Here is a 25,112-nt window from a genome sequence, read left to right as displayed (position 1 = left end):
AAGAATATTTAGATTCGATAGTGTGGGCACCTACAGATACCTGCTGTTGAAAAAATCAAAAAAGTTAAAAGGTATTTTCTCTTAGCACGAGGAATACCTTCAATTACATCAATTTACTGATAAGCCTGGTGTTTACTACACCCACTAATCAATTCATTATTTATAAAATATTCTTATTCGACTGTACTATAAGCTTTGCTGGCATTTTTTCATGAAGCTTCCAAACAAAACTAACCGGTTTACTTCCAGAGTGCCTTACATACTCAGTAGTGCCTAAGAAAGTAAACGGAGCCGCATAGCCATTCTCTTGTCGGTATTCTCGCACAAACAACAGGATTTTATGATTGCGCTCGCGATGATGAATATAGCGCTTAGCGGTTTCTGAGGTAACTGATGTTCTGCTTTGCGACTGCCAATGAAATAACCACTCATTCATTGCATAATCATCATACATCGTAGAAGGCGAAAAATCTTTATCCGATTTATTTAACGTGATGAAAAAGACATCTGCCTTTTTATCCTTGAGATGAATGGCACCTTCCCGAAACTCAGGACGCCGCTCTTCATTATAATAACCTAAAGCAGCCAAAACTTGATCGGTGGAATAACTAGAATGAACACGTAATGGCGTAGTGAAAGATAGATCATGTGATTTTTCCACTAGTTCTAAATGACGGTAATTATACGTGAAGATGGCTTGGATTTCTTTCTTCATCTCACTACTTCGTAATACCTCATGTAAACCTTCTGCAATCGAAGCAACTTCCAATTTTTCAGGACTTTTACGGTAAATAGTGTAATATAACATATTGAGCATAGCTTGCTCTTCTTGATTACGTACTTCCCCATCCTCTAAATACCGCAAATAAAAGCTTAACAAATGCTCAGAATTTATGTGTAATAAATAAGGAAGACGTTTCGTTATATCTTTCTCCTCATCATAATGGAAGTCGTTATATAGTCCGGCTTCTACTAACAGACGATAAAAGGAACGATCTCCACTCCGCCCATAAAAGTCATAAGCTGTCAGTTGATAAAATTCCAAAAAATTGACGAGCGTTAACTTCTGACTTGTGTGATGGGTAAAGTTCTCCAGTTTCATCAAGATATTTTGCTTCGAATTCTTAATCGTCTTAATATTCCTTAACACATAATCTTTTGCCTGCTTCTCTAATTGAATAAAACTCCCTCGTGGCAAAGTAGAGAATCCATTTTCCACATAATGTTTAATCGCATGACGAGAGCGTCCAATTAATGCTCGAAATTTGTCTTCAAACTTATATTCCTTATGCGCTTGTCCGATAAAATCAAGTACCGTTAAACATTCTTTATCATCATGCAGGCGAAGCCCTCGACCTAGTTGCTGCAAAAATACCGTTAATCTCTCCGTAGGTCGCAAAAATAAGATCGTATTTACCTGAGGAATATCGACCCCTTCATTGTAAAGGTCCACTACAAAGATGAAAGTGATGTCCCCTTTTTTCAGTAAATTCTTCGCATTATCGCGTATCTCGTGATGCGTGTTTCCGTCCAATGCCAGACTTGGAATGCCGTGATCATTAAATTGCTTTGCCATATACTTCGCATGCTCTACACTGACACAAAAACCTAACCCTTTTACGGTATCGATGTCTGTCACATATTTGTTTACACTATGGATAATTTGCTGAACACGTTTGGTATTATGGGTATAAACATTTTCTAATTCTTTGAGATCATAGCCCTTTCTTGTGAATTTCACTTTGGATAAATCAACCGTATCCGTAACACCAAAATATTGAAACGGACTAAGTAGCTTTCGATCAATGGCTTCCGTAAGGCGGATTTCAGCAGCAATTCGTCCATCAAAATAATTGATCACACATTTACCATCCATACGTTCAGGTGTAGCCGTCAATCCTAATAGTATTTTTGGAGAATAGTAATCTAATAGTTTTTGGTAGGAAGCTGCTGCGGCATGATGAAATTCATCAACAACAATATAATCATAGAAATCACTTGAAGTGTGTTCAAATAATTCTTTACTGTTCAGACTGTCGATCGTAATGAAAAGGTGATCAATCGATTGAGGTCGAACTCCACCAAATAATAATTCACCAAAATTAAAATCTTTTAGAATATGACGAAAAGTTTCCAATGCTTGTTTTAATATCTCTTTTCGATGCGCAACAAACAAGAGTCTTGCAGGGCGTCCATTCTTTTCTAAAAAGCGTTTATAATCAAAAGCAGAAATTACTGTTTTCCCGACACCAGTAGCAGCAACAATTAAATTTTTATGATGATGATGTACTTCTCGTTCTGCCTGTAATTTATCAAGCACTTCCTGTTGATATGGAAAAGGGCGAATATCAAAGGTCGCAAAATGATTCCCTTCTGCACGATACGGACGTAAAGATTCTTTTAACACATCATGATCCTCTTGCTTAGTTGGATCAAACAGAATGAACTCTTCATCATTCCAGTAAGAATCAAAGGTAGCATCCACTTTTTTCATGACATCAAATGATTCTTTTTCCGTGATCTTTAAATTCCATTCTAATCCAGAGGTCAAGGCAGGATTAGATAGGTTAGATGAACCGATATAAGCGGTACTAAAATTCGTATCACGCTTAAAAATATACGCTTTAGCATGAAGACGTGTCACTTTCACATTATAAGATAGCTTGATTTTCGTGTTATGTAATTTACTCAATTCATTGATTGCTTTATAGTCTGTGGCACCCATATAGGAGGTCGAAATAATTTGAAGTTCCCCACCACGATCGGTGAATTGTTTTAATTCGTCATAAATAATTCGTAGACCACTCCATTTAATAAACGAGACTAGCATTTGAACCTTATTTGAACTTGCAATTTCCTTTTTCAATTCATTTACCATATTTGGCTCACTTTTAGATCCGGTAAATAAGGATGTTTCTGATAAAGAAGTAAGTGGTCGAATCGGTTCATCTCCAGGATGTAGACTGCTTGCTGTATTTAACTTTTCATACAAAGAAGTTAGAACTTCACCCTCTTCTTGAATTTCAAGCAATGCTAATGTTTCTTCGTCTAGTGTTTTGCTTAAGTAACGAATAATCTTATTACATACTTTTATTTGATTTATTAGAGATTTGTCTTTCTTGGATTTTTCACGCAGCATTGTTAATGCTTTTCGAGTTACATCTGTAATATAGCTGGATAACTTTTTGCTGGCTTCTTCTACATCTAGTTTTTCTTTACTAATATTAAATTTGTCGTCTTCTAGCATTAATAGAGCTTTTTTTAGTTCTTTGTTTACGATTTGTTCGTATAGACCTTGGTGAAGTATGGTTCTCACCTCTTTTTATAAGTTGAGTTTTTAATAGACATAGAGAGATTCGGGGTAGATCCATATACTTGTAAGCAAGTTATAAAGCTTCCTAGACTTAAGATTTCCTTTGTTTATTAGTAAATTGTACCATTTTTATGAATAATCGTACATGGAAGTAAAGAATTTTAAATTTCGTTTACTCAACTTTATGGTAGGATCGATTTTAGAAAGTGATGAATTTCTAACCCTTTTAATTCTAGCCAACTCCCAGCTTTAACTAAATTAAATTTGTTACAAGACTAGTTACATCCTCAGGAATTTCTTCAGGTAACCAACCCCTAGTAACAATCTCTTGCAAAGAATTAATAGATGTCTCATAGGCAACATACTTTGATAGAAATTCCTTTGTATTTGTTTCATAATCTTCTATAAAAACTTCATCATCGATTATTTCTTGCATTACCTCTCGCGGTCTATAACCAGCCTCACAGGAGTATGTTTTCTTTCCCATCCTTCTTGTTTCTATTATTTGGCTCGTCAGAGAGGCTAAGTTCGTCGAATCTATTAATCCGCTTTGATAAATCATATGAATATCATAAATATGTCTGGACTTTCGGATATAATCCTTGTCATGGTGGTAGTCACATACCGCAAATAGCTTGTCCAAAAACGTTCGATCAATTGACTGAATACTCATAGAAAAAGGATGCATATTATACTCATCAATCAAATAAGTTATATTTTCTTTTTCTAAAAATTTGGTTATGTAATTACTAACGAGCTTTATTTCGCACGGAAAGGGTTTAAAGCCAAGACTGGTTTCAATGAGGATGTGATCTAACATTTGAAAATCGGCTTCCTCCTGATACGTTCGATTATAACCTATCCTATATTTATTGAAGTGCCTTTTTGAACGTATTGGTTCATCTTGCTCATCATTTAATAAAGTGAAATCTAGTTTTTCTATTGTTTCTGTAATTAATTGAATCAATGATTTTTGATGTCTTCTTAATGGACCACTCGTTAATTTATCTCCTTCAAAATTAATGGTCAGATCAATATCTTCAGAAAAGCGATGGATGACATCGTAACACTTTGAAAGAGAGGTCCCTCCTTTGAAAACTAGATTAGGCACGACCTCTTGCAAATTTTTCAACAATAGCGAAACATAATAATCTTTTTCCACCTGAAAAGATTGTAAGTTAAATTCATCTGCTGCAGCTTCAATGACTTCCCCGAACACTTTCTTATTTTCATGCAAATTCATTGTAAAGCTCCATTTCTATTACATTTTCCAATGTTCTCCTTGGATATTTTTTTAGGTGTTGATTTAATTCGCTGATGGTGATATTGGAATTTTGTAAATACTTTTTGATCAAGCTTGACCCTTTTTCTAATGGAATTTCACTTACGCGATCATAATCATTTAATAAGTCCAATACTTGTAACAGCTTATAATTCTGCTCATCAATTCTTATTCTTGGCTTCTTTAGCTTCACGACCTTTTTTCCAAACGTGACTTCGTATTCAAGTCTTCCTGCTTCATTTGTTACGATGGTAGGCACACTTGCAGTTTGTGAAGTTAAACCAAGTTGATTCGCAAAATTAGTGCCACTAATATAGCCGATTACATTCTTATCAATCGGTTTAATATATCTCCTTCTTATTACTTTATCTATGTTTACACGGGGTTTCTTTAATATATTACTAGCTCTTGGGAGATAATAAATACCGTTTTTGACTTTAATCAAATCACCTATATCAGATAATCTTTTCACATTTTGACGTAAGGCCTCATCTGACATATTTATTCGTTTTTTTAATTCCTTTGTAAATACAGGCTCATCGTATCCATATTCTTTTATAATAACTTCATAAAGCTTATTCACCTTACATCCCTCCTGACACCTTTATTATAGCACTAATTCGATATTATGTAACGTATTTTATTTTCGTTATTCCCAAACGTGACATTAGGGTGAAAAGTCATTCAAACCATACAGATATCTGATTAAAGAATACGTCCTTTATTAATGGTACAATTATGAATATCACAAACTTATATTCAGACAAAAAGGGTGAAAAAATTGGCTATATACTTCGAAAATCACACAGACGACAGAAAAACAATCTATAACACAGCGGAAAAATGGAAGAATAAGTGTTTACTAGATAATAAGTCCATCATTTGGGACGAAGAACACATTTGGACAGAGCAAAATATGAACCGCTTTCGAGCAATATTTATAGAAAACCCAGACGCTTCAGGTAACAGTTTCGATGACAAGTTGAAAAAGCAACTGGAAAATGAGTCCGAAAGCGTCTATAAATTTGCGATCGAAATAATGTTTATCTATTATTTGTTTCCTTATAGAGGATCAGTGAGTTATAAAACGAAGATGGAAAAGCTGGAAATGATCGCTTCATGGGGACGAATAAAAATTGATCCTTCTTTAGAAGTGTTTGAGGCGTTAAAGTACGGACTTGGGGCTACTGGGACTTTCTATAATACTAGCAAATATTTCGAAATATCCTTTCTATTTCTAGCTGTAGAAAAGCTAAAAGGACTCTCATTAGATATTCGAAAAGAAATATTACATGATCCAAAACAATTGAAACGACATGTGGATGATATCCGACAAAGACTTGGCAAGCGCGTACAAACACTACATATATTTTTACACTTGTTGCTACCTGAATACTTTGAATCGATTGCTAGTTGGGGACATAAAGGGAAAATTGTAAAGGCATTTTCTTCATATATAACAGATTCTTCCGTTGAAGATACCGATGAACAGCTTCTAATGATTAGAGAAAAACTTCAAGAGCAATCTCCAGATGAGCAAATTAATTTTTATAAAACACCTGAAATTGCGGAGGTTTGGCAAGAGGAAAAAATTAAGTCAAACCCACCTATAAATCCAGAAAACGTTACGAATGGGCAGGAAATCGATATATTCGATGTGAATATTGATAGCATTGAAAAGGAACTGGAAGGATTAGTATTTGAAAATGTTGATCTTCTACTTAATCAAGTAATGACTTCTATTCAGAATGGAAAACATATCATTCTAACAGGTCCTCCAGGCACAGGGAAGTCGAAGCTAGCGAGCAAAATTTGCGACATGTATCAGGTTCAATCATCGATGGTAACGGCATCGTCTAATTGGTCAACTTATGAAACGATTGGTGGATATATGCCAGACAAAGATGGCAACTTACATTTTAATGAAGGAATCTTCTTAAAGTGCGTCAAGGATACAACTACCAATCAGCCCACAAATAAATGGTTGATTATTGATGAGATTAATCGAGCCGATATCGATAAAGCGTTTGGTTCTTTATTTTCTGTTTTAACAGGGGATGAAATAACACTACCTTTTGAATCAGAAAATGGTCATTCTATCGTGATGAAAGCCCAAGGTAAGGAAAAGGATTTTGAAACCAATGATCATACTTATGTCATTCCGAATGACTGGCGGATTATCGCAACCATGAATACGGTTGATAAAGCTTCATTATATGAAATGAGTTATGCGTTTATGCGTCGTTTCGCTTTTATTCCCGTTACCATACCAAAAAATATTACGCCGAACTTAGTCGAGAAGTATTTAGATGCTTGGAACATGGATACCTATCCAAATGTGGATACATTAACGAGTATATGGAAACTTATTAATAGCTATCGAAAAAATGGACCAGCTATCGTTTCAGACATTGCAAAGCATACACAGTTCAATGATGATTTTACGTCAGCGATGATCTTATATGTGTTGCCACAGTTTGAAGGGTTACCAATATACAAAATGAATGAATTTATCACCAAACTTGACGAACAAACGGACGCAATCATTGATAAAGAATATCTAACAGACTTTGTGAATGACTTTTTTGAAGCTGGTGGACTGGAATGAGTGAAAAAGAAGAGGAAATTTTAGAGGAGATTTCTGGGTTTCTCCATGGTTATTTGAAATCAGGAAATGTAAGAATTAACTCCTTTTTATCAAAAACGAATGTGAACATCTCTAATCTGCAACAATTATTAACGATACGTTTTCTATTATTAAAGGAAACAAAGACTTTTGTTCAAAGATTACCTTTTTTACTCAAGCATTTTAAAACCACAACAGCTACATGTACAGAAACAAATATCGGGGAAGTAAGAGGAGAAATTGATTGGGCGGAAACAACGAAGCATCGTTTAGCTAGAAATCATAAAGATCGGACCATCTTTTCAACGAATGAAAGTGTTCGTTCTTACGATACACCAGAAAATCTAGTATTGAAGGAATTACTAGGGATACTTTACAGACTTCTTTTTCAGGATTCCTATCTGAAGGGATTTGAAAAGGCTGCATGGTTCACAGAATGGCAAGAGTTAAAATCCAATATAGAATACGCATGTAAGCACAATATCTATTTACAGCGAGTCCATTCAGCACATGTTAGTGACCGCACCGTTCAAAAAACACAGAATCATAGAAATCGATTATATCGTGAAGCAGCCCAATTATTAGTATCCTATCGCAAAATAATTAAAGGTCAGTACAACGAAGAGGATTTAAAAATTTTACTCCGTGAAACCTTTATTGCACCAGAAAATCAAGATGTCTTATTTGAACTATATTGGATTATTCAGATCATTAAGCAAAATACAGAAAAGAGTCAATTACATCTAATGGACGGTGGACAGAATAAAGTAGCAACATGGGAGGATGATTCTCATATCCATCACTTGTACCATGATTCAAGTGGCTCTGATTCTGTCATTTTTCATATACCAACCAGTGACATTGAAGGTAGTGGGCATGCCTACCTAAAGCAAAAAGTTCAATCGTTAGACGCAACCAAAGATTTAGCACAACGTATATTTGGACGTAATGTTACTAGTCATTTATGGCGAGGGAGACCAGATTTCCTTATCGAATCGTATGATCAAATTACAAATAAATTAACGAAGCTGACCATTGGTGAAGTAAAAAATACATCAAGGGTGGAGTATGCAACTACGGGATTAGAAGAACTGGTTGAGTATCTTTATTTGGTAAAGGATCGTAAAGGAAGGTACTTATTGAATAGTGATGTGACGGTTCAAGGAATGTTGTGTTTAGATCAGGTTGAATTTGATAATGGAAGCTTTGGGATGGTAAAGGTTCTAAGTAGGAGTAATAGGAGGTCTCACCTGTGAATAAGTCTGAATTATTAGAGCGCATATCCAATTTGGCAGTTTGGAAAAAAGGAGATCAACGAGCACCACATAAACCACTACTGATTTTATATGCATTAGGGCAATGGCAGTTAACTCGTCAGAAGCGTTTCTTATACGCCAATGCAAAACCGAAGTTAGTAGAATTATTAATAGAATATGGTCCGAAACGGAAATCTTATCATCCGGAACAGCCTTTTGTAAGATTAGAAAGGGATGGCATTTGGGAATTGGATAAACCAGTTCTAATGAGTGATTCCTTTAACAAATCATTAATTGACTATCATGTATCAGGAGGATTCACAGAAGAAGTCTACAAGCTGTTAGAATCTGATGATGCACTAGTCGATCAAGTCGCCAATTTATTACTGGAGCAGCATTTTACTGAAACCTTACATAACGAGATATTACAAGTAGTCGGTTTGCAGTTGACGTATTATAGAAAAAGAAAAAGAGACCCGGAATTCAGAGCGAAAGTCTTGAGTGCCTATCAACATCAATGTGCGATCTGCGGCTTTCAGGTGAAGTTGAATCAGCAACTGATCGGCTTAGAAGCTGCACATATTAAGTGGCACAATATTGGTGGGCCTGATACGGAAGAGAACGGATTGGCATTATGTTCATTGCATCATGGATTATTTGATAGAGGAGTATTTGCTATCACTTCGGATTATAAAATCCATGTATCTGAAAAAGCGGTCGGAAAGGGAACTTTTGATGAATTGGTGAAGCGCTATGATCAACAATATATTCGCAAACCATTTCAAAATAGTTACTTGCCAAATGAGCAATTTATCTATTGGCATATAAGAGAAGTCTATAAAGGCAATGTAGAGAGCGTAGTATAAGATTTAAGAAGAGAGTGGTTGGGTTTATATTCCATATGACCACAAGGTACTCACACTGTTTTGAAAATACATCAAAAACACAACATTCATCACACTAATCGATTACTTGCGCAAATTTTTCATTTCTAATTATAATATGCTTAAAAGTAAAAAGGAGTTGTAATAGTGAGGGTAACACAGGAATTTATTAAACAATTAGAAGATCTGTATCAAACTTATAAACAAGAAGTTAACCGTAAAATGAAAGAAGGGTTACTTGGAGAGAAAACCGCAAAAACGTACCTTCGTCATTCTGGAACAGTTGTTGTACCTGGAGCTGGAGTATGGAAATTAAACAAATAAATTACTTGTAGGGTGGTAAGGGTGAAATCTCCTATCTGCGAATGAGCCAATCAGGTTCTTTTTTTTTGTGACTTTTTAGAACACCAAAATTATCGCTCCTTGTCCACGTTAAAATCCAATAAGTGGTTAATTGTGTGTTCACATATTCCTGATTAACTGATAATGAGGTTAAAAAGTTATGAGGGGTATTTTCCTTGCCAGTAAAGCGTGAAATGAATGGTATTATATTAGGTTCATGCATCAGAGCATACAGAGAAAAGCTGAAAGATAATGATCCGAAGTGGACACAGGAATATGTCGCTGAACAAATAGGTCTTAATGAAAAGCACTACGGAAAGATAGAAAGAGGGCACTACCCAGATCCCCATTTCTCTGTTATAAGAGATTTATCACAAGTTTTAGATTTCTCCATAGATGAATTATCAGAAAAAATTACCCGCGAATTAGAAAAACAGAATAAACAATCTTGATAATGCAAGTGTTTATCTTGATGGATTCTTATAAAATTACAAAGAAGACGATGGCAATATTGGCTGCTTTTGTACATGGTTACAAATTTAAAATAATAGAAGTAGACAGAATTAAACACTTCACTGGATCACCCTAAATATTATCAAATCAAATTGCCTTGAAGGTGGAGCCCGCTATGAAGTGCGAAAAGAAGCAGTTATACATCGATTAACTTTTCACCATAAACCTCCCATAAGTATTTCTCCACATTGATATACATGCTTTTCCAACAAGCGCACCAATATCTATCTACTACAACCCGGGTTTTTCACATGAAGGATATTTAACGAGACCAATATTCGAGAACTTTAAAAAGCCTTTTAAACTCCTAGGCAAATACGCGAATGATTCCATATAACTGAATGGGATTGGCCATATACTATGCTTAAACAATAAAATATGAGATACTCTACCTAAATTAGATAATAGAAAGGTGTCTTACAAGTGGATTTAAAACAAGAATTATCTAAAAACGGTTATACGAAAGCTGCTGAAAGGCTAGGAAACCTAACTGCAAGTGATCATTTTATTGATGAACTTTCTTTGATCTTAAAAGAATGTGTTGCTTTAAAAAGTAACCTCCCTGATGATATTCATATCCTGTATACGCAGTTAGAGCATGTAACTACCTTTCAGGAGAAATATAAATTTATTTTAATACGTGATTTAGAAATTATATTATCTGAAATAATCAATCCTACCAACGATCCAGCGGTAATTTATATCAATGAAAAGGAAGAAGAGGAAGTTATCTCGCTGTATCAAAAAGCCTTAGAAGGCGATTTAGATACACAGCTCGAACTTGGTCATTTTTATAAATCAATGGAGCGTGATGAATGGGCTTTTGACTGGTTCAAAGTAGCAGGCGAGGCTGGTAGTTCGGATGCCCTTTATTGGCTGGGGAATGAATATTTTATGGGTAAAGTTGTCGAACAAGATCTTGAAAAAACTTATTATTATTATAAAAAAGCTGCAGAATTGGGCCATGGGGACGCACTAAACAATTATGCGGATATGTATTTACGTGGGGAGTATGTGGAGAAGAATGAAGAAAAAGCGCTGAAACTTTTCAAGCAAGCAGCTGCTAAAGGCGTACCGGAAGCAATGTACACACTTGGCTATATGTATGAAAATGGGGTTGGGACAGAAGTGGACAAGGAAGAATCTAAGCGTTGGTTTACGGAATCCGCCCTTCATGGTGATATGTTTGCAGCAAATCGCTTAGGGCATGAGGCAGTCGATTTAGGCCAGGGGGAGGAAGCGATATCGTGGTATCAAATGGCTGCTGATAGAGGGGACTCTTATGGAGAATTTAATCTTGGTCTTTGTTATGAGTTAGGGATCGGCACTCCCGTTAATTTGAAAAAAGCGAAATCGTGGTATCAAAAAGCTGCTTTAAAAGGAGATGCTCAGGCAAAGGAGCGGTTAAAAGAATTATAAAGTGGTATGAGAACAACACTTTTTTCCATTCTGCTTTTTGAACATCTGTCTAATGCTTCTGTCTTAGAATCATATCGAAAACCAATATAAAGGATCACTCATATACCGAATCAAATGAATAAGAAGTGTTAATAACAGATGAAGCGCACTGACTAAATGAAAATTCAGATATCTTCAACGCTCTTGGTAGAAATCAGGTGAAAGAAATCACTAATCAACACATCGAGCACTAATGAATGGCCGAAACTTAAATGTAATGTTTCAGGGAAATTTTGTTCTAATAGTGAATTGGCGACCTGGTGTACTAATGCACTGAAAGCTTCTAACAGCCTGTAAACCTCTTCTGTGAATCCTCCCGATATTTAGCAATAATCAATTATCTATTAGCAGCCCTTCAAAATGGGGATTAAACCTGTTGGTTAATTGAAGTGCAATCAATTTCAACTTGTGAAAAGACGCTTTTCAAGTTTACATAGCAATAAGCGGTACTGGTTTGTTTTTAGCAATGTTTTATGGCTATCGACCTCTTAATAAATGAATGATCTTTATTATGGAAATAGACCTATAACAGAGACCTCTTTCCTCCCTTTCGATAGTTGTTAGGAACCATATTTTCCATTTTTAACTAATACATCTGCGTTTTTGTGTTATACTCAATTCGAAAAAATCCATCTGAAAATTTTAATATTAAAGTTGATTCAGGATTCGCTGGAAGGGAGTATAAGATGAAAATTAGCAGACTGTTAGGTTATGGGTTAATTATCTGCATTCTTTTTATTGCAGGTTGTTCTAATGATACAAATAATCAGGAGAATGAAGAACAGACCGAAAACATGGAATCAAATAATGAAAGCACAGAAACGGCTAATGCTGAAGCGAAACAAGTTACTAATGACAATTATTTACAGTATGTCACAGAGGATCCTGAGGAAATGGTGCAACTGGAACCTGGACCCTATAGTGGGGACAATTATGATTTGGAGGCAATAAAGAAAGAGATCGAAGGATTTCCATCAGGGGAATCAAAGGATGACTATTATTATCGATTTATTTCTTTGATTGCAGAGGATTACCGTTTTTTCTATGAAGCAATGCAAGATGTCGATACTTCCTATGATACACCAACTGCACAACCTGATGGGGAGCTAAGTACACCAGAAGGGGTAGTCGGTCCAAAAATGAATGTCCAGATTCTACTTGACTCAAGCGGAAGTATGGAAGGAGAGATAGACGGTATTAGTAAGATGGAATTAGCAAAAGATGCAGTACAATCTTTTGTTGAAGAGCTTCCAGAAGAAGCCCAAGTTTCCTTGCGTGTATACGGGCACAAAGGTACAAGTGATCCAGCCGATTGGGAATTATCCTGCAGTAGTTCGGAACAAATTTATCCGCTTGGGGAATTTAATCAAGAAGAATTTACAGCTTCGCTAGAGCAATTTTCTCCAGCTGGCTGGACCCCGTTAGCAAAGTCGATGGAAGAAGCGATGAATGACTTAAAAGACCAGACAGGGGAAAATGTGAACAATATTATTTATATTGTTAGTGATGGTATGGAAACATGTGATGGGGATCCTGTTGAAACGGCTAAAAGTCTGAATCAATCAGAGATAGAAGCAATTGTTAATATTATTGGCTTTGACTTGGACGATGAAGGTCAAGATGCACTTAAGGAAGTTGCAGAAGCCGGAAATGGTGAATATTCAACAGTCGATTCAAAAGAAGAATTACAAAGGTATTTTGAGCAGGCGAAACGAGACCTCCGTTCAGAATGGCAAAGTTGGTCTAATGAGAATGTAAGCCACTATATCGAATCACAGAGTGAAAGAGTTAATGCCTTATTTGATACAGAAAAAGAAGCAAGGGAGCTTGCGAAAATAGAGCGAGAGCGGATAGAGGAAATTGCAGCATACTGGAATGAACAATTAAGCGAAGTAGAGAGTGATTTAGAGATACGGCCTTTTGAAGCATCAAAAAGACAACGCGGTTTAAGATCATATTTATTTAACACTTCTTTTTCATATCGGAAGGAATTAATAAGTAAAGGTTTAGATTTAAGAAATGAAATTCGCGATAAGGCAAGCGAAGAGCGGGATAATTTGAAAAATGAGTAGTTCAAAAAGGTACGTTGATGATATCATTAACGTACCTTTCTCATGGGGGCCGGGCTGTATCATTATACTTTTGAATCGTCCGCTTATTGCAAAGAACGAGTTGATCAAGCAAGATATTGGAAATACTTTCTTAAAAGAATGAAGAGGGAACATGCTATAATAGAGGTTCGGGAGGGAGTAATTTGGAAAACACATCACATGAATTATACACTAACAACCGCTTCCTTCATATCAATCCTAAAGAGTTAACTCTATCATTGGATGAAGTTAATCGAATGTCATTAGACGAGGTAGTGGAACTTTCTTCAGTTGTTATTGGTTCCCATAATGCCATTCCATTTGGGCGAAAATGGCTGGAGCTAAATGGCCGTCATTATATTATGCAAGTAATTTTTGAAAATGTAGGCTTAAATAATATTTCTGTTCCAGATATGATCCAGGAAATCATAGAAGAAAAGGGAAAAGCATCAGACGAGGATATACTACAAAAACACCCATTTCTATTTGATTATTTAGTGAAATACTTTAAGACGCCTGAAAAATTTTTCAGAGAATATAAATTGGTACGTAAGTACGCGCATTGGAAGCCAAGGAAAAAGCCATTAGTATTAATATATTCGGAATTGGGCAGGGAATTCGAGACATTGGTGGGAGAACTGCTGGAAGAAGTGAAGGTCTCTTTTACTAAATATGATTCTGGCATAAAAGGATGCCAGCCTGATTTTATATTAAGTAAAACTCATTGGGTAGATGCGAAATTAAGTGAGCATACAGTGTTTAATTCTGAAACGATACAAAAATACGAGCCGCATATTGAGAAGCTATCAATTATATATCTTAGAAAGACATCTCAACTCGAATATAAAAGAATGGTAACACCAAAAACAGAACTTATTCATATATCTCATTTTTTAAATAGCTTATCGGAACCAAGGAAGAATTACTATGAAGAAATTCTAAAAGAGATTGAAAAGAAGACATTGAAGCATCTTGTTTAATACGAAGACATCCTGAAAACAGGGTGTCTTTTATTTTGCTGGTTATCCACCATATTGTGTAATCTATGTATCTATATCTGTAAAGTGTTCCTCTTATATTGAAATACGAAAATCCGATGGTTATACTACTTTTGAACCAAGGGTATCTTTCACAAGGAATGAAAGGAGGCTGCAATTTGAAAATCAAACTTGACATTAGTAATGAGCGTTATGAGGAAATCAAATCAGCACTCGAAGAACGAGGGATTGAAATAGATGATACTGCCGACTTGGTATTAAGTGAAACCAACAGCTTCATCGATAATCTGACTGTGAGAGAAAAAGGAACAAATGCGCGGATCATTTTACCGGTAGAGGATATTGTTTGTATCGAATCGTTCGGTCATACAGTTGAGGTACAAACGCAAGAATCACAATATCAAGCTACCGACCGATTATACCGAATTGTCAGTTTGCTAGACCCAACAGAATTTTTGCGTATAAGTAACTCTGTTGTTATTGCAAGAAATAAGGTGAAACGAATTAAACCTACTCTTTCGTCAAAGTTTATCCTTACAATGTCTAATGGAAAAAGTGTTGATGTAACAAGGACCTATTACCATATTTTTAAAGAATATTTCGGAATTTAGAGGAGGCAATCATATGGGTTTTCCTATTTACATATACGGACTGTTTGCAATTCTACTTATATTAGTCGCTACGGTTATTGTTTATTTTCAAGTCTATAAACGGCATATCAATAAGGCTTTAGAAACAACCGGGGGCAAGCGCACTTCCATGGTTCCTCCATACAGAGTTGCTATTGTGATGACCATAATTGTTTTAATTATTGGTATATTGATCAGCTATTATGCGGGATATATCAATGCGTATAAAGATTACGAAGAAGATGCATGGGTGCTGCAGCATTCTGATATTCAGACATACTATGCAGAAGTAAAAGAGATTGGCGAGAGATCTATAGTGGTTGACGGCATTCCCCTCAATGATGAGAATTACCAAGGTGAGTTTCAATATGATGTATGGGGAGAAGTGACGATATACCGCCAGGATACGGTTATCCAGCTATCAGATTTGTCAGAAGGTGATTTGATCTCCGTCACACTATTAACCGATCGCACTGGGATAACAAGTATTTTCAAAATTGAGTTATTAACAGACGAGGAGTAACCTGCTGTTCCGTTACGTTAATGTACAGGCTCTGAAAAAATTTGTTCGTTTTTAAAAATAAGGGAAACTCCTGTTTAATGGGACTTTCCCTTATTGTCACCATACTCTCAACTCATTACGATGCTTATAACAGGAGGAGATAATAGTAGGATAATTACAACAAATGTAAGCACTTGTGATACTTTTTTCGGAAGTTTTTCCCGCCCTTTTCCTTTATACCAGCCACTGAACTGCCATTTATTTCTATATAGAACAAAAAGAAAAATAAGAATGGCGATATAACCTATCCAACCGTAATTGTATGCATCCATACCAAATGCTAAATAGACATTCTTAAGCAATTGGCTGAGAATGCCACCAAGAATACCAAATATAAGAATAATCCTCACTAACTCTAATAAGACTCTCATATGCCACCTCCGTATAATCGTCTTTTTTCATATCTGATATGTATTAAGACTTTATTTGTAAAGTTTCACTGCTTCTTCCAAAAATATTACATATTTCGCAATAAAACTTTCTGGCTTAATAATTTTTACTTTATTACCAAAGCCGGCTAAAAATTGATAGGCATATTGATTCTCAGGCAATTCAATTGTTGCAAGGTAATTTCCTGTTGATTCTTTTGTAACGGCCTCTTTCCCGTATCTTTCGATAAATTGATCCCGTACCGCAGCATCTATCGAGAGATGTACATTAACTCCCTTTTTCTGTTCATTGGACTGTTTCTTGTGCTGAAATTCCTGATCAGTCCTTGGAACAAAAAAACCGCCCTTTTGAATATTTAATATCCTCGTTAACTTAAATGTTCGATAATCTTCCCGTTCTATACTATAACCAAAAAGATACCAATGCAACTCCCTAAAATGTAACTTATAGGGTTCTACGAGTCTGTCCGTTTTGTTTCCTATTTGATCCACATATTCAAATGTTAATAACCAATTCTTTTCAATTGCTTGCCTGATAAATAAGATTTCTTCGTTAATTTGGCTTCTTCCCGGCCAATCATAGAAAGTTACATCAAGTATTGGAGAAATATCTAAGCTAGTCATTCCTTTGATTTTTTGAATGGTCGTTTTAATATCCTGGTTGGTAATCAGTCCTTCAAAGCCACCTAAAGCTACAAGTATATTTTCGATATCCTTATGATTTAGTAACCGTTTATCGAATTTATACTCTTCCATTAGGGCATATCCCCCGTTAGTACCATGTTCCGCATAAATAGGGATGTTTGCATAATTTAATGTTTCCATATCACGTTGAATCGTTCGTTTCGTGACATGAAAAAGCCGGCTGAATTCTGATGCGGATACTACCTTTTTCTGTAGTAAAATCATCACAATTGAAATTAGTCGCTCAATTTTTTTCATAATACCCTCCAATATACGACCTACATATGTCGCCTATTCCCTATTATACTTCAAATATGAAAAGGAGGGAAAAATATGAAAGCAATAACTTATCTACAATTTAATGGAAGAGCAGAAGAAGCGTTGGACTTTTATGGAAAGGCTTTATCAGCAACAAGTGTGAAAATGGTGAGGTTTGGGGATTTTGGCCAAGATCCAAATGCCCCTTTATCGGAAGAGGAACAAAACATGATTATGGAATCGCGGATTGAGTTTTCAGGGAGCATTTTAATGCTCTCAGATGTTCCGCCGTTTATGCAAGCTGCGACAGGCACCATCACCAATGGGAATGCCGCACTGATCAGTATTATTGATGCCGAGCCAGAAATGAATAAGCGAATTTTTGAAAAGCTTTCCGAAGGTGGTACTGTGATCATGCCGATATCTTCTATGCCATGGTCAGCAAGTTTTGGCATGTTAGTCGATAAATTTGGAGTAATGTGGAAGTTCAATAGTGAGGCAAGTAAATTTCTTGATGCAACAAATCAAATAGGATAATTGATTCGATGAATTATTACCTGCTGCCAAGAAGGTACTAGTAAAACTGCACGACGGTGTATTTTCAATATTGGAGGAAATAAGACCAACTTTACATTGGTCTCACCCATATAAAGATGAAGAATTTTTCAACTAGCGGGTGCTTAGTTGAAAGAGTAAGAAGTAAAGTAACAGTCCTTTTTGCTTCACAGGACCCCATTAAAAGCTGATTGCATTCTATGTAATCAGCTTTTATTATTGAAAACTCTCAATTTGGAATAGATTACTTCTGTAATTGGATAAATTAGAATTAAGAATATCGTATTTTGGTATGCTTTTAAGTTAGAAAGTATGATGTTTTGAAGTTATTCATTTAGGTTAAGGGGGATTTAGTTCCATAGGATATTAAATTAAATTCTAACTAAAAGGCATAGAACTAAATCATTTACTGTCATTTCCTTTTTTTAGTGGAACTTTTGGAATTTAATGTTAAAATAAGTGTTGGAGCAACTCATAAAGTTTAGAACACGGTAGAGAAAGGTTGAATTGAAATGAAAAATAATCGAAAAATTCTATTGGGGATGTTAACAGTATTATTAGCAATATTGGTTGCTTGTAATTCAACTGACAATTCAAGTTCCGCGTCGGAAAATCAATCAGATAACAATGACGCAGCCAAGGTTACTAAAGAAGATTCTGCGGACACGAAAAACAATGAACAGGATAAAGAAGAAGACACTGCAAATTCCGCCAAGAGTACGAAGGAAGAATATCTTAAGAAATTAAATGAAACAAAAAGGGAAATGGAAGAACAGCGAAACAATCCTGAAGATGATTCAACCTTTGGGTTGGTATTAGCAGAAACCGATCGATTTGATGTGTGGGAGGATTTATTAAATGAAGTTTACGGAATCCTTGAAAAGCAGCTTCCAGCAGATGAAATGGAACAACTGAAACAAGAACAACAAGAATGGAGGAAGCAACTGTTGACTACGGCAAAAATGACTACCCCAGAAGGCGAGACAAAGGATCCTTTAGAACGTGCAAGAGATGTGAATGATTTTACTGAAGAAAGAGCGTTTGAATTAGTGGAGAAATATATGAAATAATCGTATTTCAGCTTGATCAAAGTCTTACTTTTACTGAAGCTTCAAGCATACTCATATCAAAATAATAAATCATTAAAGAATATGGATAAAAAATGCGAATAATTCCAGTCCAGATTATTTCAAATGTTGTACATCCAATAGAAGGTGTCTAATGTTTCTCCTGTTCCTGTTGTGTAGGTAAATCAAAAACATACGTGGGAATTAGTGTGTAACGAATGTTGCAGGGTTCTTTTAATATAGAATTACAGAATTTATCACTAGCAACAAAAGAAACAAATAAGTAGATAGAAGTTTTCATGTCGCAGCATGGATGATCCCCTGCAAACAGTGGCTAGTCGGTATTTATCTAATGTACGGAAACAGAGGAAAGTACTTTCATTTCTAGTTTAATTGTAAACGGAGAGTGCGGAAAAAGTTGTGTAAATAAGTTTAAAATCAATCCTCCTTGGCGAGAATTAGGATAAATAATCTTAGCCAAGGAGGTTTTTTCGACATGAAATTACCAAAGGAATTAATCAGAGAAATGGTAAAGGAACAAAAATTCACGAGCACCGATCAAATCATGGAAACGATTAAAGGAATGTTTTCTGATGTATTGGAAGAAGTCCTTCATTGTGAAATGGATGAGCAACTGGGTTATGAAAAGCACCAACGCCGAGAGGATACACCTAATAATTATCGGAATGGTTCAACAAAACGGAAACTGAAAACACAATTTGGCGAAGTGGAAGTAAACGTTCCTAGAGACAGAAATGGCTCGTATGAACCACAAATTTTGGACAAATACCAAAGAAATGTGGACGGACTGGAAGAAAAAATCCTCTCTCTTTATGCTCATGGGATGTCAACAAGGGATATCAAGGAACAAGTCAAGGATCTCTATGATATTGAGATTTCTTCAGAGCTAGTAAGCAAAATTAGTGAAAAGATTATGCCGCAAGTAAATGAGTGGCAAAGCCGTCCCCTGGAAGCCTATTATCCTTTTATTTTCATGGACGCTATTCATTATAAAATTCGGGATAACCACCAAATTGTCTCGAAGGCTGCCTATGTGGTATTAGGAATTAACAATGAAGGTTACAAAGAAATTTTAGGTATATGGGTTGGTGGAAATGAAAGTAGTAAGTTTTGGTTAGGTGTACTGAACGATTTGAAAACAAGAGGCGTTCAAACGGTTAATCTGTTCTGCATTGACGGGCTAACAGGTTTTAGAGAAGCTATTCAAGCTGTGTACCCTTTCGCTGGTATTCAAGTTGTATCATTCACCAGATTCGTTCCAGTACGAAATATGTTTCTTATAAACACTTAAAAGAGTTTATCGCCGACTTAAAATTAATCTATACATCTATTAACGAAGAATCGGGGATGGAAAGACTAGTGGAATATAAAGAAAAATGGGGGAAAGAGTATCCGACTGCCGTTAAATCATGGGAAGAAAACTGGGATATTTTAGCTACTTTCTTTGCATATCCCACAGAAATCAGGAGAATAATATATACTACCAATGTCATCGAAGGATTACATCGTCAGTTTAGAAAGGTGACCAAAACAAAGTCTGTTTTCCCTAATGATGATAGCTTAAGAAAAATGCTCTATTTGGCATCTCAGAATATTACGAAAAAATGGACCATGCGTTATCGTAACTGGGACATGATCTTGAGCCAGCTTGAGATATTAAATCAAACATCGTAATTGGGAACTCTGTCCCCAAACCCCTGAAGTTTATCGCATTTTTTCCCTAAAACGAACACTAAAACGAACAGATCTAGTCCGTCCGTTTTAGTGTAAAAGCCATAAAACCGCTCGGGTTGCACTTCTGCATAGCCCTATCCTGTTTTATGGTAAAAGGCAATAATATTATTGCCATGTTGTATTTTTTCATACCTATTATTACTCGCCTTGCGAGGATTGTAGAATATTACTTACACAAGATTTTACGCAGACCCCTTAAGCTTAATACTTTCTATACTGTTTTTGAATAGGGCGTGACCAGTGGGGTAAATCTGTTGATTCGAAAGTAATTTTTCCATTATTTATTTCAAGTACAATTTCCCCATCATCCTCACTATTGTCAATTAAAACAAGGTTGTCAATCAGGTAGGCATAGTCATAGAGATGTTTAAATGATGTCTTATTTCTTCTGATAATATCCTCAGTAGGAATGTGATGACCACCATTCTTTACTCTCATTGCAACCCTTTCAATGTTTTGGTTGACATTGCTTAATGCAACATAAAACATCGTTATTTCATAACCCATCTCTTTGGCTTTTTGCATTTGTTTGATAGCATTTTTACCAGCAAGTGTTGTCTCTATTGAAAAATCTTTGCCCTCTTTAATGTAACTATTGACGGATTTGATAACTTCTTTTCCTGCTGATACTCTTTTATCCTCAGGATTTTCTGAATCGATTCTTCGAGCAATAGCATCTGGATCAATGTTAATATCAACACCAATTTTATCAATTATTAAACTACGTAACGTGCTTTTACCACTTCCGTTATTCCCTGCAAATACAAAAAATATTGGTTTGTGGTTGTGCATTAAGAATCACCGTCTTTTTTTAGAGGAGCAATGTCACCATTAGGATATTCCTTTACAAGCTTACCGTCTTTTTCATATACGATATATGTGTTATTTACTTTTGCGTCAATTCTAGCCCGTTCACCAGTCATTTTAGCCCACTTACTTAACCATTCATATTTTCTTTTAGGTTCATTGTTTTGTTCTTCTAACATAAGGAACACCACCTTTATATAAATTATATCAGATTAATGATTAAATTTATAAGCTATTCGAAATGCGATGGCACTAAAACCTTGTGATTTTTTTCACTTAAACTATTGGGAGCTTATCTGGAACAAGAAACGGCGACATTATGCATGAAAGAAGTGCGTTTAGTTCAAGAAAAAATAAGGGGAAGGATGGTTAAAGACGATCCCACTCTTTACCTTTATCCCCTAAGATACCATTAGTTGTAAGGGCTTGTATCTACTTCATTAATCTTATCAATGTCCTTAGGTTAGGGTAACGGCCCAATATGTCATCAATTTTATCAATTGCGTCTCTAATATCATCTGGATTAGGTGAATTAATTTTCAAACGTTCTATTTTGGGATCTAATATATTTGCATGAAGATTATGTAATAATACATTTAATGATGGGTCCATATGAACCGCTTTTATCGTATCATTCGATGCGCCGATCTCTTCATCTAGTGACTTATTTAAATAATAATTTGTATTTTTTAACTCTGCTATTCAGTTATGATATTGAGTAACCTTTGAATCATTAATTTGATTCTCTAAGTACCAATTCCGTCCACCTAAAATGAAACCTAAAATACAAAGTAATATCATTCGGATTTAAATCGATTTGCTTTGGATTTGTATAACTAAAACTACCACCAACACCAAATTTTGAAATAGAATAGCTCCAAGCTAACTTAAATTTCCCGGATTCTGTACCTATACCATCTATAGGGGACCAAGTTATCACTTCGGGTGGTCCTGTTTCTAATTTATATTCCATATTATCTACTCGCCAATTTGTCACTTCATCGTAACTAGTAGAATATGTTTCTCCATTGTGGTCGATTTGATTTCCTGCTATATATATGCAAGCTTTTACATTTTCATCTGTGTCCGAAGGCATCGTATAAGTAAATCTTAATCTTACTTCATCTTCTGCTATATCCCCCATCCAATCATATTCCATACTGTAAGATCAGTAATAAGATCTAATATTAACAGAGTGTGGACTCATTATAGGCAAGTCTTCTTCAGTTGTAGAATCTGGTTGGAAAAACACCAACCTTATCCTTTATTTGATATTGTATAACGCTTATCTAATTTCTTGCGATGCGATTGAAAGATATCTTCAAGCGCAATATCATAATTGTTAGCGATAACTATAAGGTTTCCTAGTACATCCCCAAGTTCTTCTACTAATTCTTGTTTTTGGTGTGCTAATGGTCTGGGACTTTCATCTGGTCTATCTCTACCAATCTCAAGGGCTCTTATAGCTCTTGCAACTTCCCCTGTTTCCTCAGTTAAAAAACCAATTCGAATAAAAATATCTAACTCTGACCATCCTCTCTCATTATAGTACGCTTTTACCCATTCCTGAAACTCATTAACATTCAAAATTTATACCTCCTTTGACTAGACCCTTTTATCTTATCAGAAAAATCTATATATTGATAAATAAAAAAGGATAATATTAGGATGTAATTATTTGATTTGAAACGATTATCGATTTTTGCGTTTATTGAAGAACTAGTTGATTTTTGTTAAAATAAGTTAATTTGTAGAGAGAGGAGATATAGTATGAAACTATATTATTCAGATCGAGCAAAAGAATACGAAAGAGTATATTTTAGGGACGATCCCATACGACAACAAGAGCAAATAAATATACAGGACACCATGAAAGAATTTTTCAAAAATAGAAATAGCATGTGGTACAGGGTATTGGACTCAATTTGTGCAACAAGAAGCCAAACATATAACAGCCATTGATTTTTCATCTGAAGTCTTATCCATAGCAAAGGAAAAAGATATTCCCTCAAATAAAGTTACTTTCCTTCGAGGTGATGCATATAACTTGGAATCAATCTCAGGTAATTTTGATGCATGCTTAGCTAATTTTTGGTTTTCCCATATCTCAAGAGCAAGAGTACAAGAATGTTTAAAACAACTACATATAAAATTAGGTAAAGGATCAAGAATCTTCATGGCCGATAATGTGTACCTTCGAGCATTGGGAGGTACATTAATTAAAAAAGAAAATGATGAAAAAACTTATAAAAAAAGGACATTAGAAAATGGTTCAAAATACGAAATAATTAAAAATTATTATACTGAAACTGAGCTAAGAAATATCTTTAGACCCTATTCCAATGATCTAGAGGTTCATATTGGTCAATGTTTTTGGTGGATATCCTATACAAGTAGATAATAGAAATAACAATTGTGAAATACATCACTTAAACTAATGGGTGGCTAGAGTTGAACAAGGCAATCAGTGATCATGTATGATAAGACCATATAAAAAATGGTCAACCAGTAAATTCTGGTTAACCTTATAATACGAACGGGTGCTTTAGTTGAATAAGAGGTTATAATATTAAACAGAAAATTTTGTTGAACAGTACAAGAATACTGTTCACCTAAAATGAAATTCCCCCATCGATTATGACTACGTAAATATCCTGAACATAACTCTTTTCGTATTTCAAGTGGTTAATATTCTGGCATATAGTCTGCACGTTGATGGCCTATTCTAGTGACTGTACTTGCTAAAATAAAATTCCATGAAACAAAACTGACAATAGTAATCCTCCTTCTGCTAAAATAAAACTAACCATCAAAACAGAGGTGAATGGATTGCAAAGTAAACAGCTAGAGGAAATGGTACAGACATTATTGAATGAGCAACAGCAGCTTAAACAAGAGATGGAGGAACTGAAACAAAACGCAGCAGAATCAGAAGCCCGGAATTCAAATTCCCCAGAAAATAATGAAATAAATTTGGAAGAGAAAATTACTGAATTAATCCAAAATACGGGGATCACTATGCATATTAAAGGATATAAGTATTTGAGTGAAGCGGTTCAGATTACATACTATCGTAATGATCTATTAGGGGAAGTTACGAAGGTTCTATACCCGTTATTGGCCAATATGTTTAACACAACAGCGAGCCGTGTGGAGCGTGCGATTCGCCATGCTGTGGAAGTGGCATGGAGCAGGGGGAATAGAGAGTTCTGGTCCACCGGGTATTTTTCAAAAGAGAAGCCTGGAAATGCGGAACTTATTGGAATACTAGTGAATCAGATTAAAGCAGATATCCCATCTATCGAAAATGAAGAACAGAAGAGAGGAGAAATTCAACGCCAGATCGACTATATAAAAGATAAAAAGAATCAGAAGCAAGAGAAATTGAGTCTTTCTAATAATTCACCAGTTCTAACGGACATAGATGATTCAGAACTGGCCAAAGAAGCGGAACGTGTGATAGGTGTATGCCAGCGTAACACGGAGAAGTTTCAGAGTCATGTGCCATGTGATAAAAATAAGGCAATAGCATATATTGGATTTATGGACGAAAATATTGCATCATTACAGACCATGGTGAACTACTCCCACCACTTACCACCCTTACGGGTTGCTTGAAGTGGGGGCTTCTTGGGTAATCGTCC

General features: G+C 35.5%; 24 protein-coding genes and 2 pseudogenes. 16 read left to right on the top strand and 10 right to left on the bottom strand.

Translation table 11 applies throughout. The features are described from left to right. Positions 1-160 precede the first annotated feature (160 nt). The 3 genes from BMW36_RS14720 to BMW36_RS14710 all read right to left on the bottom strand — a co-directional run bounded on the left by BMW36_RS14720 (position 161) and on the right by BMW36_RS14710 (position 5,178). The gene (locus BMW36_RS14720) at positions 161-3,307 is read right to left on the bottom strand and encodes a DEAD/DEAH box helicase (protein WP_089742615.1); all 3,147 of its coding nucleotides are present in this window, start codon (positions 3,305-3,307) and stop codon (positions 161-163) included. A 259-nt stretch (positions 3,308-3,566) separates the two neighbouring features. Beyond that, positions 3,567-4,556, bottom strand: coding sequence for a nucleotidyl transferase AbiEii/AbiGii toxin family protein (locus BMW36_RS14715; RefSeq protein WP_089742459.1), 990 nt, complete (start codon positions 4,554-4,556; stop codon positions 3,567-3,569). Further along, positions 4,543-5,178 (bottom strand): hypothetical protein, encoded by a 636-nt coding sequence (locus BMW36_RS14710; protein ID WP_089742457.1) that lies wholly within the window; start codon positions 5,176-5,178, stop codon positions 4,543-4,545. The genes BMW36_RS14715 and BMW36_RS14710 overlap by 14 nt, the downstream gene beginning before the upstream one ends. Positions 5,179-5,376: 198 nt before the next feature. Between BMW36_RS14710 and BMW36_RS14705 the strand changes: the two genes are divergently transcribed. The 7 genes from BMW36_RS14705 (at position 5,377) to BMW36_RS14680 (ending at position 11,635) form a co-directional block, all read left to right on the top strand. Then, positions 5,377-7,203 carry an AAA family ATPase gene (locus BMW36_RS14705; RefSeq protein ID WP_089742455.1) on the top strand — a complete coding sequence of 609 codons (1,827 nt, stop codon included), beginning with the start codon at positions 5,377-5,379 and terminating at the stop codon, positions 7,201-7,203. Next, positions 7,200-8,477: a hypothetical protein gene (locus BMW36_RS14700; RefSeq protein WP_089742452.1), complete on the top strand. Its 1,278-nt coding sequence runs from the start codon at positions 7,200-7,202 to the stop codon at positions 8,475-8,477. Before BMW36_RS14705 ends, BMW36_RS14700 begins: the two co-directional genes overlap by 4 nt. Then, entirely contained in the window at positions 8,474-9,343 is an 870-nt protein-coding gene (locus BMW36_RS14695) for a phosphorothioated DNA-binding restriction endonuclease (protein WP_089742450.1), read from the top strand. Before BMW36_RS14700 ends, BMW36_RS14695 begins: the two co-directional genes overlap by 4 nt. Positions 9,344-9,508: 165 nt before the next feature. After that, entirely contained in the window at positions 9,509-9,685 is a 177-nt protein-coding gene (locus BMW36_RS20430; RefSeq protein ID WP_175480481.1) for a hypothetical protein, read from the top strand. 194 nt (positions 9,686-9,879) lie between these two features. Then, entirely contained in the window at positions 9,880-10,155 is a 276-nt protein-coding gene (locus BMW36_RS14690) for a helix-turn-helix transcriptional regulator (RefSeq protein ID WP_089742448.1), read from the top strand. A gap of 127 nt (positions 10,156-10,282) precedes the next feature. Then, positions 10,283-10,408 carry a competence protein ComK gene (locus tag BMW36_RS20860; RefSeq protein ID WP_089742613.1) on the top strand — a complete coding sequence of 42 codons (126 nt, stop codon included), beginning with the start codon at positions 10,283-10,285 and terminating at the stop codon, positions 10,406-10,408. A 231-nt stretch (positions 10,409-10,639) separates the two neighbouring features. Further along, entirely contained in the window at positions 10,640-11,635 is a 996-nt protein-coding gene (locus BMW36_RS14680) for a tetratricopeptide repeat protein (RefSeq protein WP_089742446.1), read from the top strand. A gap of 251 nt (positions 11,636-11,886) precedes the next feature. Here BMW36_RS14680 and BMW36_RS20820 read toward each other — a convergent pair. Beyond that, positions 11,887-11,997 (bottom strand): annotated as a pseudogene (locus tag BMW36_RS20820) (phosphorothioated DNA-binding restriction endonuclease); the annotation flags it as partial. Between the two features lie 363 nt (positions 11,998-12,360). Here BMW36_RS20820 and BMW36_RS14675 point away from each other — a divergent pair. The 4 genes from BMW36_RS14675 to BMW36_RS14660 all read left to right on the top strand — a co-directional run bounded on the left by BMW36_RS14675 (position 12,361) and on the right by BMW36_RS14660 (position 15,914). Further along, the gene (locus BMW36_RS14675) at positions 12,361-13,746 is read left to right on the top strand and encodes a vWA domain-containing protein (protein WP_089742443.1); all 1,386 of its coding nucleotides are present in this window, start codon (positions 12,361-12,363) and stop codon (positions 13,744-13,746) included. A gap of 182 nt (positions 13,747-13,928) precedes the next feature. Then, positions 13,929-14,744 carry a hypothetical protein gene (locus tag BMW36_RS14670; RefSeq protein WP_089742440.1) on the top strand — a complete coding sequence of 272 codons (816 nt, stop codon included), beginning with the start codon at positions 13,929-13,931 and terminating at the stop codon, positions 14,742-14,744. Between the two features lie 176 nt (positions 14,745-14,920). After that, complete coding sequence (locus BMW36_RS14665) at positions 14,921-15,373, top strand: LytTR family DNA-binding domain-containing protein (RefSeq protein WP_089742438.1); 453 nt, start codon at positions 14,921-14,923, stop codon at positions 15,371-15,373. A 13-nt stretch (positions 15,374-15,386) separates the two neighbouring features. Next, the gene (locus tag BMW36_RS14660) at positions 15,387-15,914 is read left to right on the top strand and encodes a hypothetical protein (RefSeq protein WP_089742435.1); all 528 of its coding nucleotides are present in this window, start codon (positions 15,387-15,389) and stop codon (positions 15,912-15,914) included. 107 nt (positions 15,915-16,021) lie between these two features. Here BMW36_RS14660 and BMW36_RS14655 read toward each other — a convergent pair whose 3' ends face one another. Both BMW36_RS14655 and BMW36_RS14650 read right to left on the bottom strand, forming a co-directional pair. Beyond that, the gene (locus tag BMW36_RS14655; protein ID WP_089742433.1) at positions 16,022-16,324 is read right to left on the bottom strand and encodes a hypothetical protein; all 303 of its coding nucleotides are present in this window, start codon (positions 16,322-16,324) and stop codon (positions 16,022-16,024) included. A gap of 51 nt (positions 16,325-16,375) precedes the next feature. After that, a complete protein-coding gene (locus tag BMW36_RS14650; protein ID WP_089742431.1) occupies positions 16,376-17,284 on the bottom strand; it encodes a helix-turn-helix transcriptional regulator in 909 nt (302 codons plus the stop codon). A gap of 75 nt (positions 17,285-17,359) precedes the next feature. On the opposite strand from BMW36_RS14650, the gene BMW36_RS14645 reads away from it, so the two are divergent. The 3 genes and pseudogenes from BMW36_RS14645 to BMW36_RS14635 all read left to right on the top strand — a co-directional run bounded on the left by BMW36_RS14645 (position 17,360) and on the right by BMW36_RS14635 (position 20,601). Beyond that, the gene (locus tag BMW36_RS14645; protein WP_089742428.1) at positions 17,360-17,821 is read left to right on the top strand and encodes a VOC family protein; all 462 of its coding nucleotides are present in this window, start codon (positions 17,360-17,362) and stop codon (positions 17,819-17,821) included. 530 nt (positions 17,822-18,351) lie between these two features. Continuing rightward, positions 18,352-18,909 (top strand): lysozyme inhibitor LprI family protein, encoded by a 558-nt coding sequence (locus BMW36_RS14640; RefSeq protein WP_089742426.1) that lies wholly within the window; start codon positions 18,352-18,354, stop codon positions 18,907-18,909. A 493-nt stretch (positions 18,910-19,402) separates the two neighbouring features. Further along, positions 19,403-20,601 (top strand): annotated as a pseudogene (locus BMW36_RS14635) (IS256 family transposase). A gap of 261 nt (positions 20,602-20,862) precedes the next feature. Here BMW36_RS14635 and BMW36_RS14630 read toward each other — a convergent pair. The 4 genes from BMW36_RS14630 to BMW36_RS14615 all read right to left on the bottom strand — a co-directional run bounded on the left by BMW36_RS14630 (position 20,863) and on the right by BMW36_RS14615 (position 23,055). Beyond that, on the bottom strand, positions 20,863-21,453 hold the full coding sequence (locus tag BMW36_RS14630; protein ID WP_089742424.1) for an ATPase: 591 nt from the start codon (positions 21,451-21,453) through the stop codon (positions 20,863-20,865). Beyond that, positions 21,453-21,647: a hypothetical protein gene (locus BMW36_RS14625; RefSeq protein ID WP_089742421.1), complete on the bottom strand. Its 195-nt coding sequence runs from the start codon at positions 21,645-21,647 to the stop codon at positions 21,453-21,455. Before BMW36_RS14625 ends, BMW36_RS14630 begins: the two co-directional genes overlap by 1 nt. Positions 21,648-22,201: 554 nt before the next feature. After that, complete coding sequence (locus BMW36_RS14620; RefSeq protein ID WP_089742420.1) at positions 22,202-22,612, bottom strand: hypothetical protein; 411 nt, start codon at positions 22,610-22,612, stop codon at positions 22,202-22,204. 113 nt (positions 22,613-22,725) lie between these two features. Then, a complete protein-coding gene (locus BMW36_RS14615; RefSeq protein ID WP_089742418.1) occupies positions 22,726-23,055 on the bottom strand; it encodes a MazG nucleotide pyrophosphohydrolase domain-containing protein in 330 nt (109 codons plus the stop codon). A gap of 340 nt (positions 23,056-23,395) precedes the next feature. Between BMW36_RS14615 and BMW36_RS14610 the strand changes: the two genes are divergently transcribed. After that, on the top strand, positions 23,396-23,869 hold the full coding sequence (locus tag BMW36_RS14610) for a class I SAM-dependent methyltransferase (protein WP_342707274.1): 474 nt from the start codon (positions 23,396-23,398) through the stop codon (positions 23,867-23,869). A gap of 428 nt (positions 23,870-24,297) precedes the next feature. Then, positions 24,298-25,086 carry a sporulation initiation factor Spo0A C-terminal domain-containing protein gene (locus BMW36_RS14605; RefSeq protein ID WP_089742416.1) on the top strand — a complete coding sequence of 263 codons (789 nt, stop codon included), beginning with the start codon at positions 24,298-24,300 and terminating at the stop codon, positions 25,084-25,086. Positions 25,087-25,112: the final 26 nt, after the last annotated feature.

This window comes from Gracilibacillus ureilyticus (assembly GCF_900111195.1).
GTDB classification, from domain to species: Bacteria; Bacillota; Bacilli; order Bacillales; family Amphibacillaceae; genus Gracilibacillus; species Gracilibacillus ureilyticus.
The sequence above is the reverse complement of the archived record's forward strand: the minus strand, read 5'-3'. Positions and strand labels throughout refer to the sequence as shown.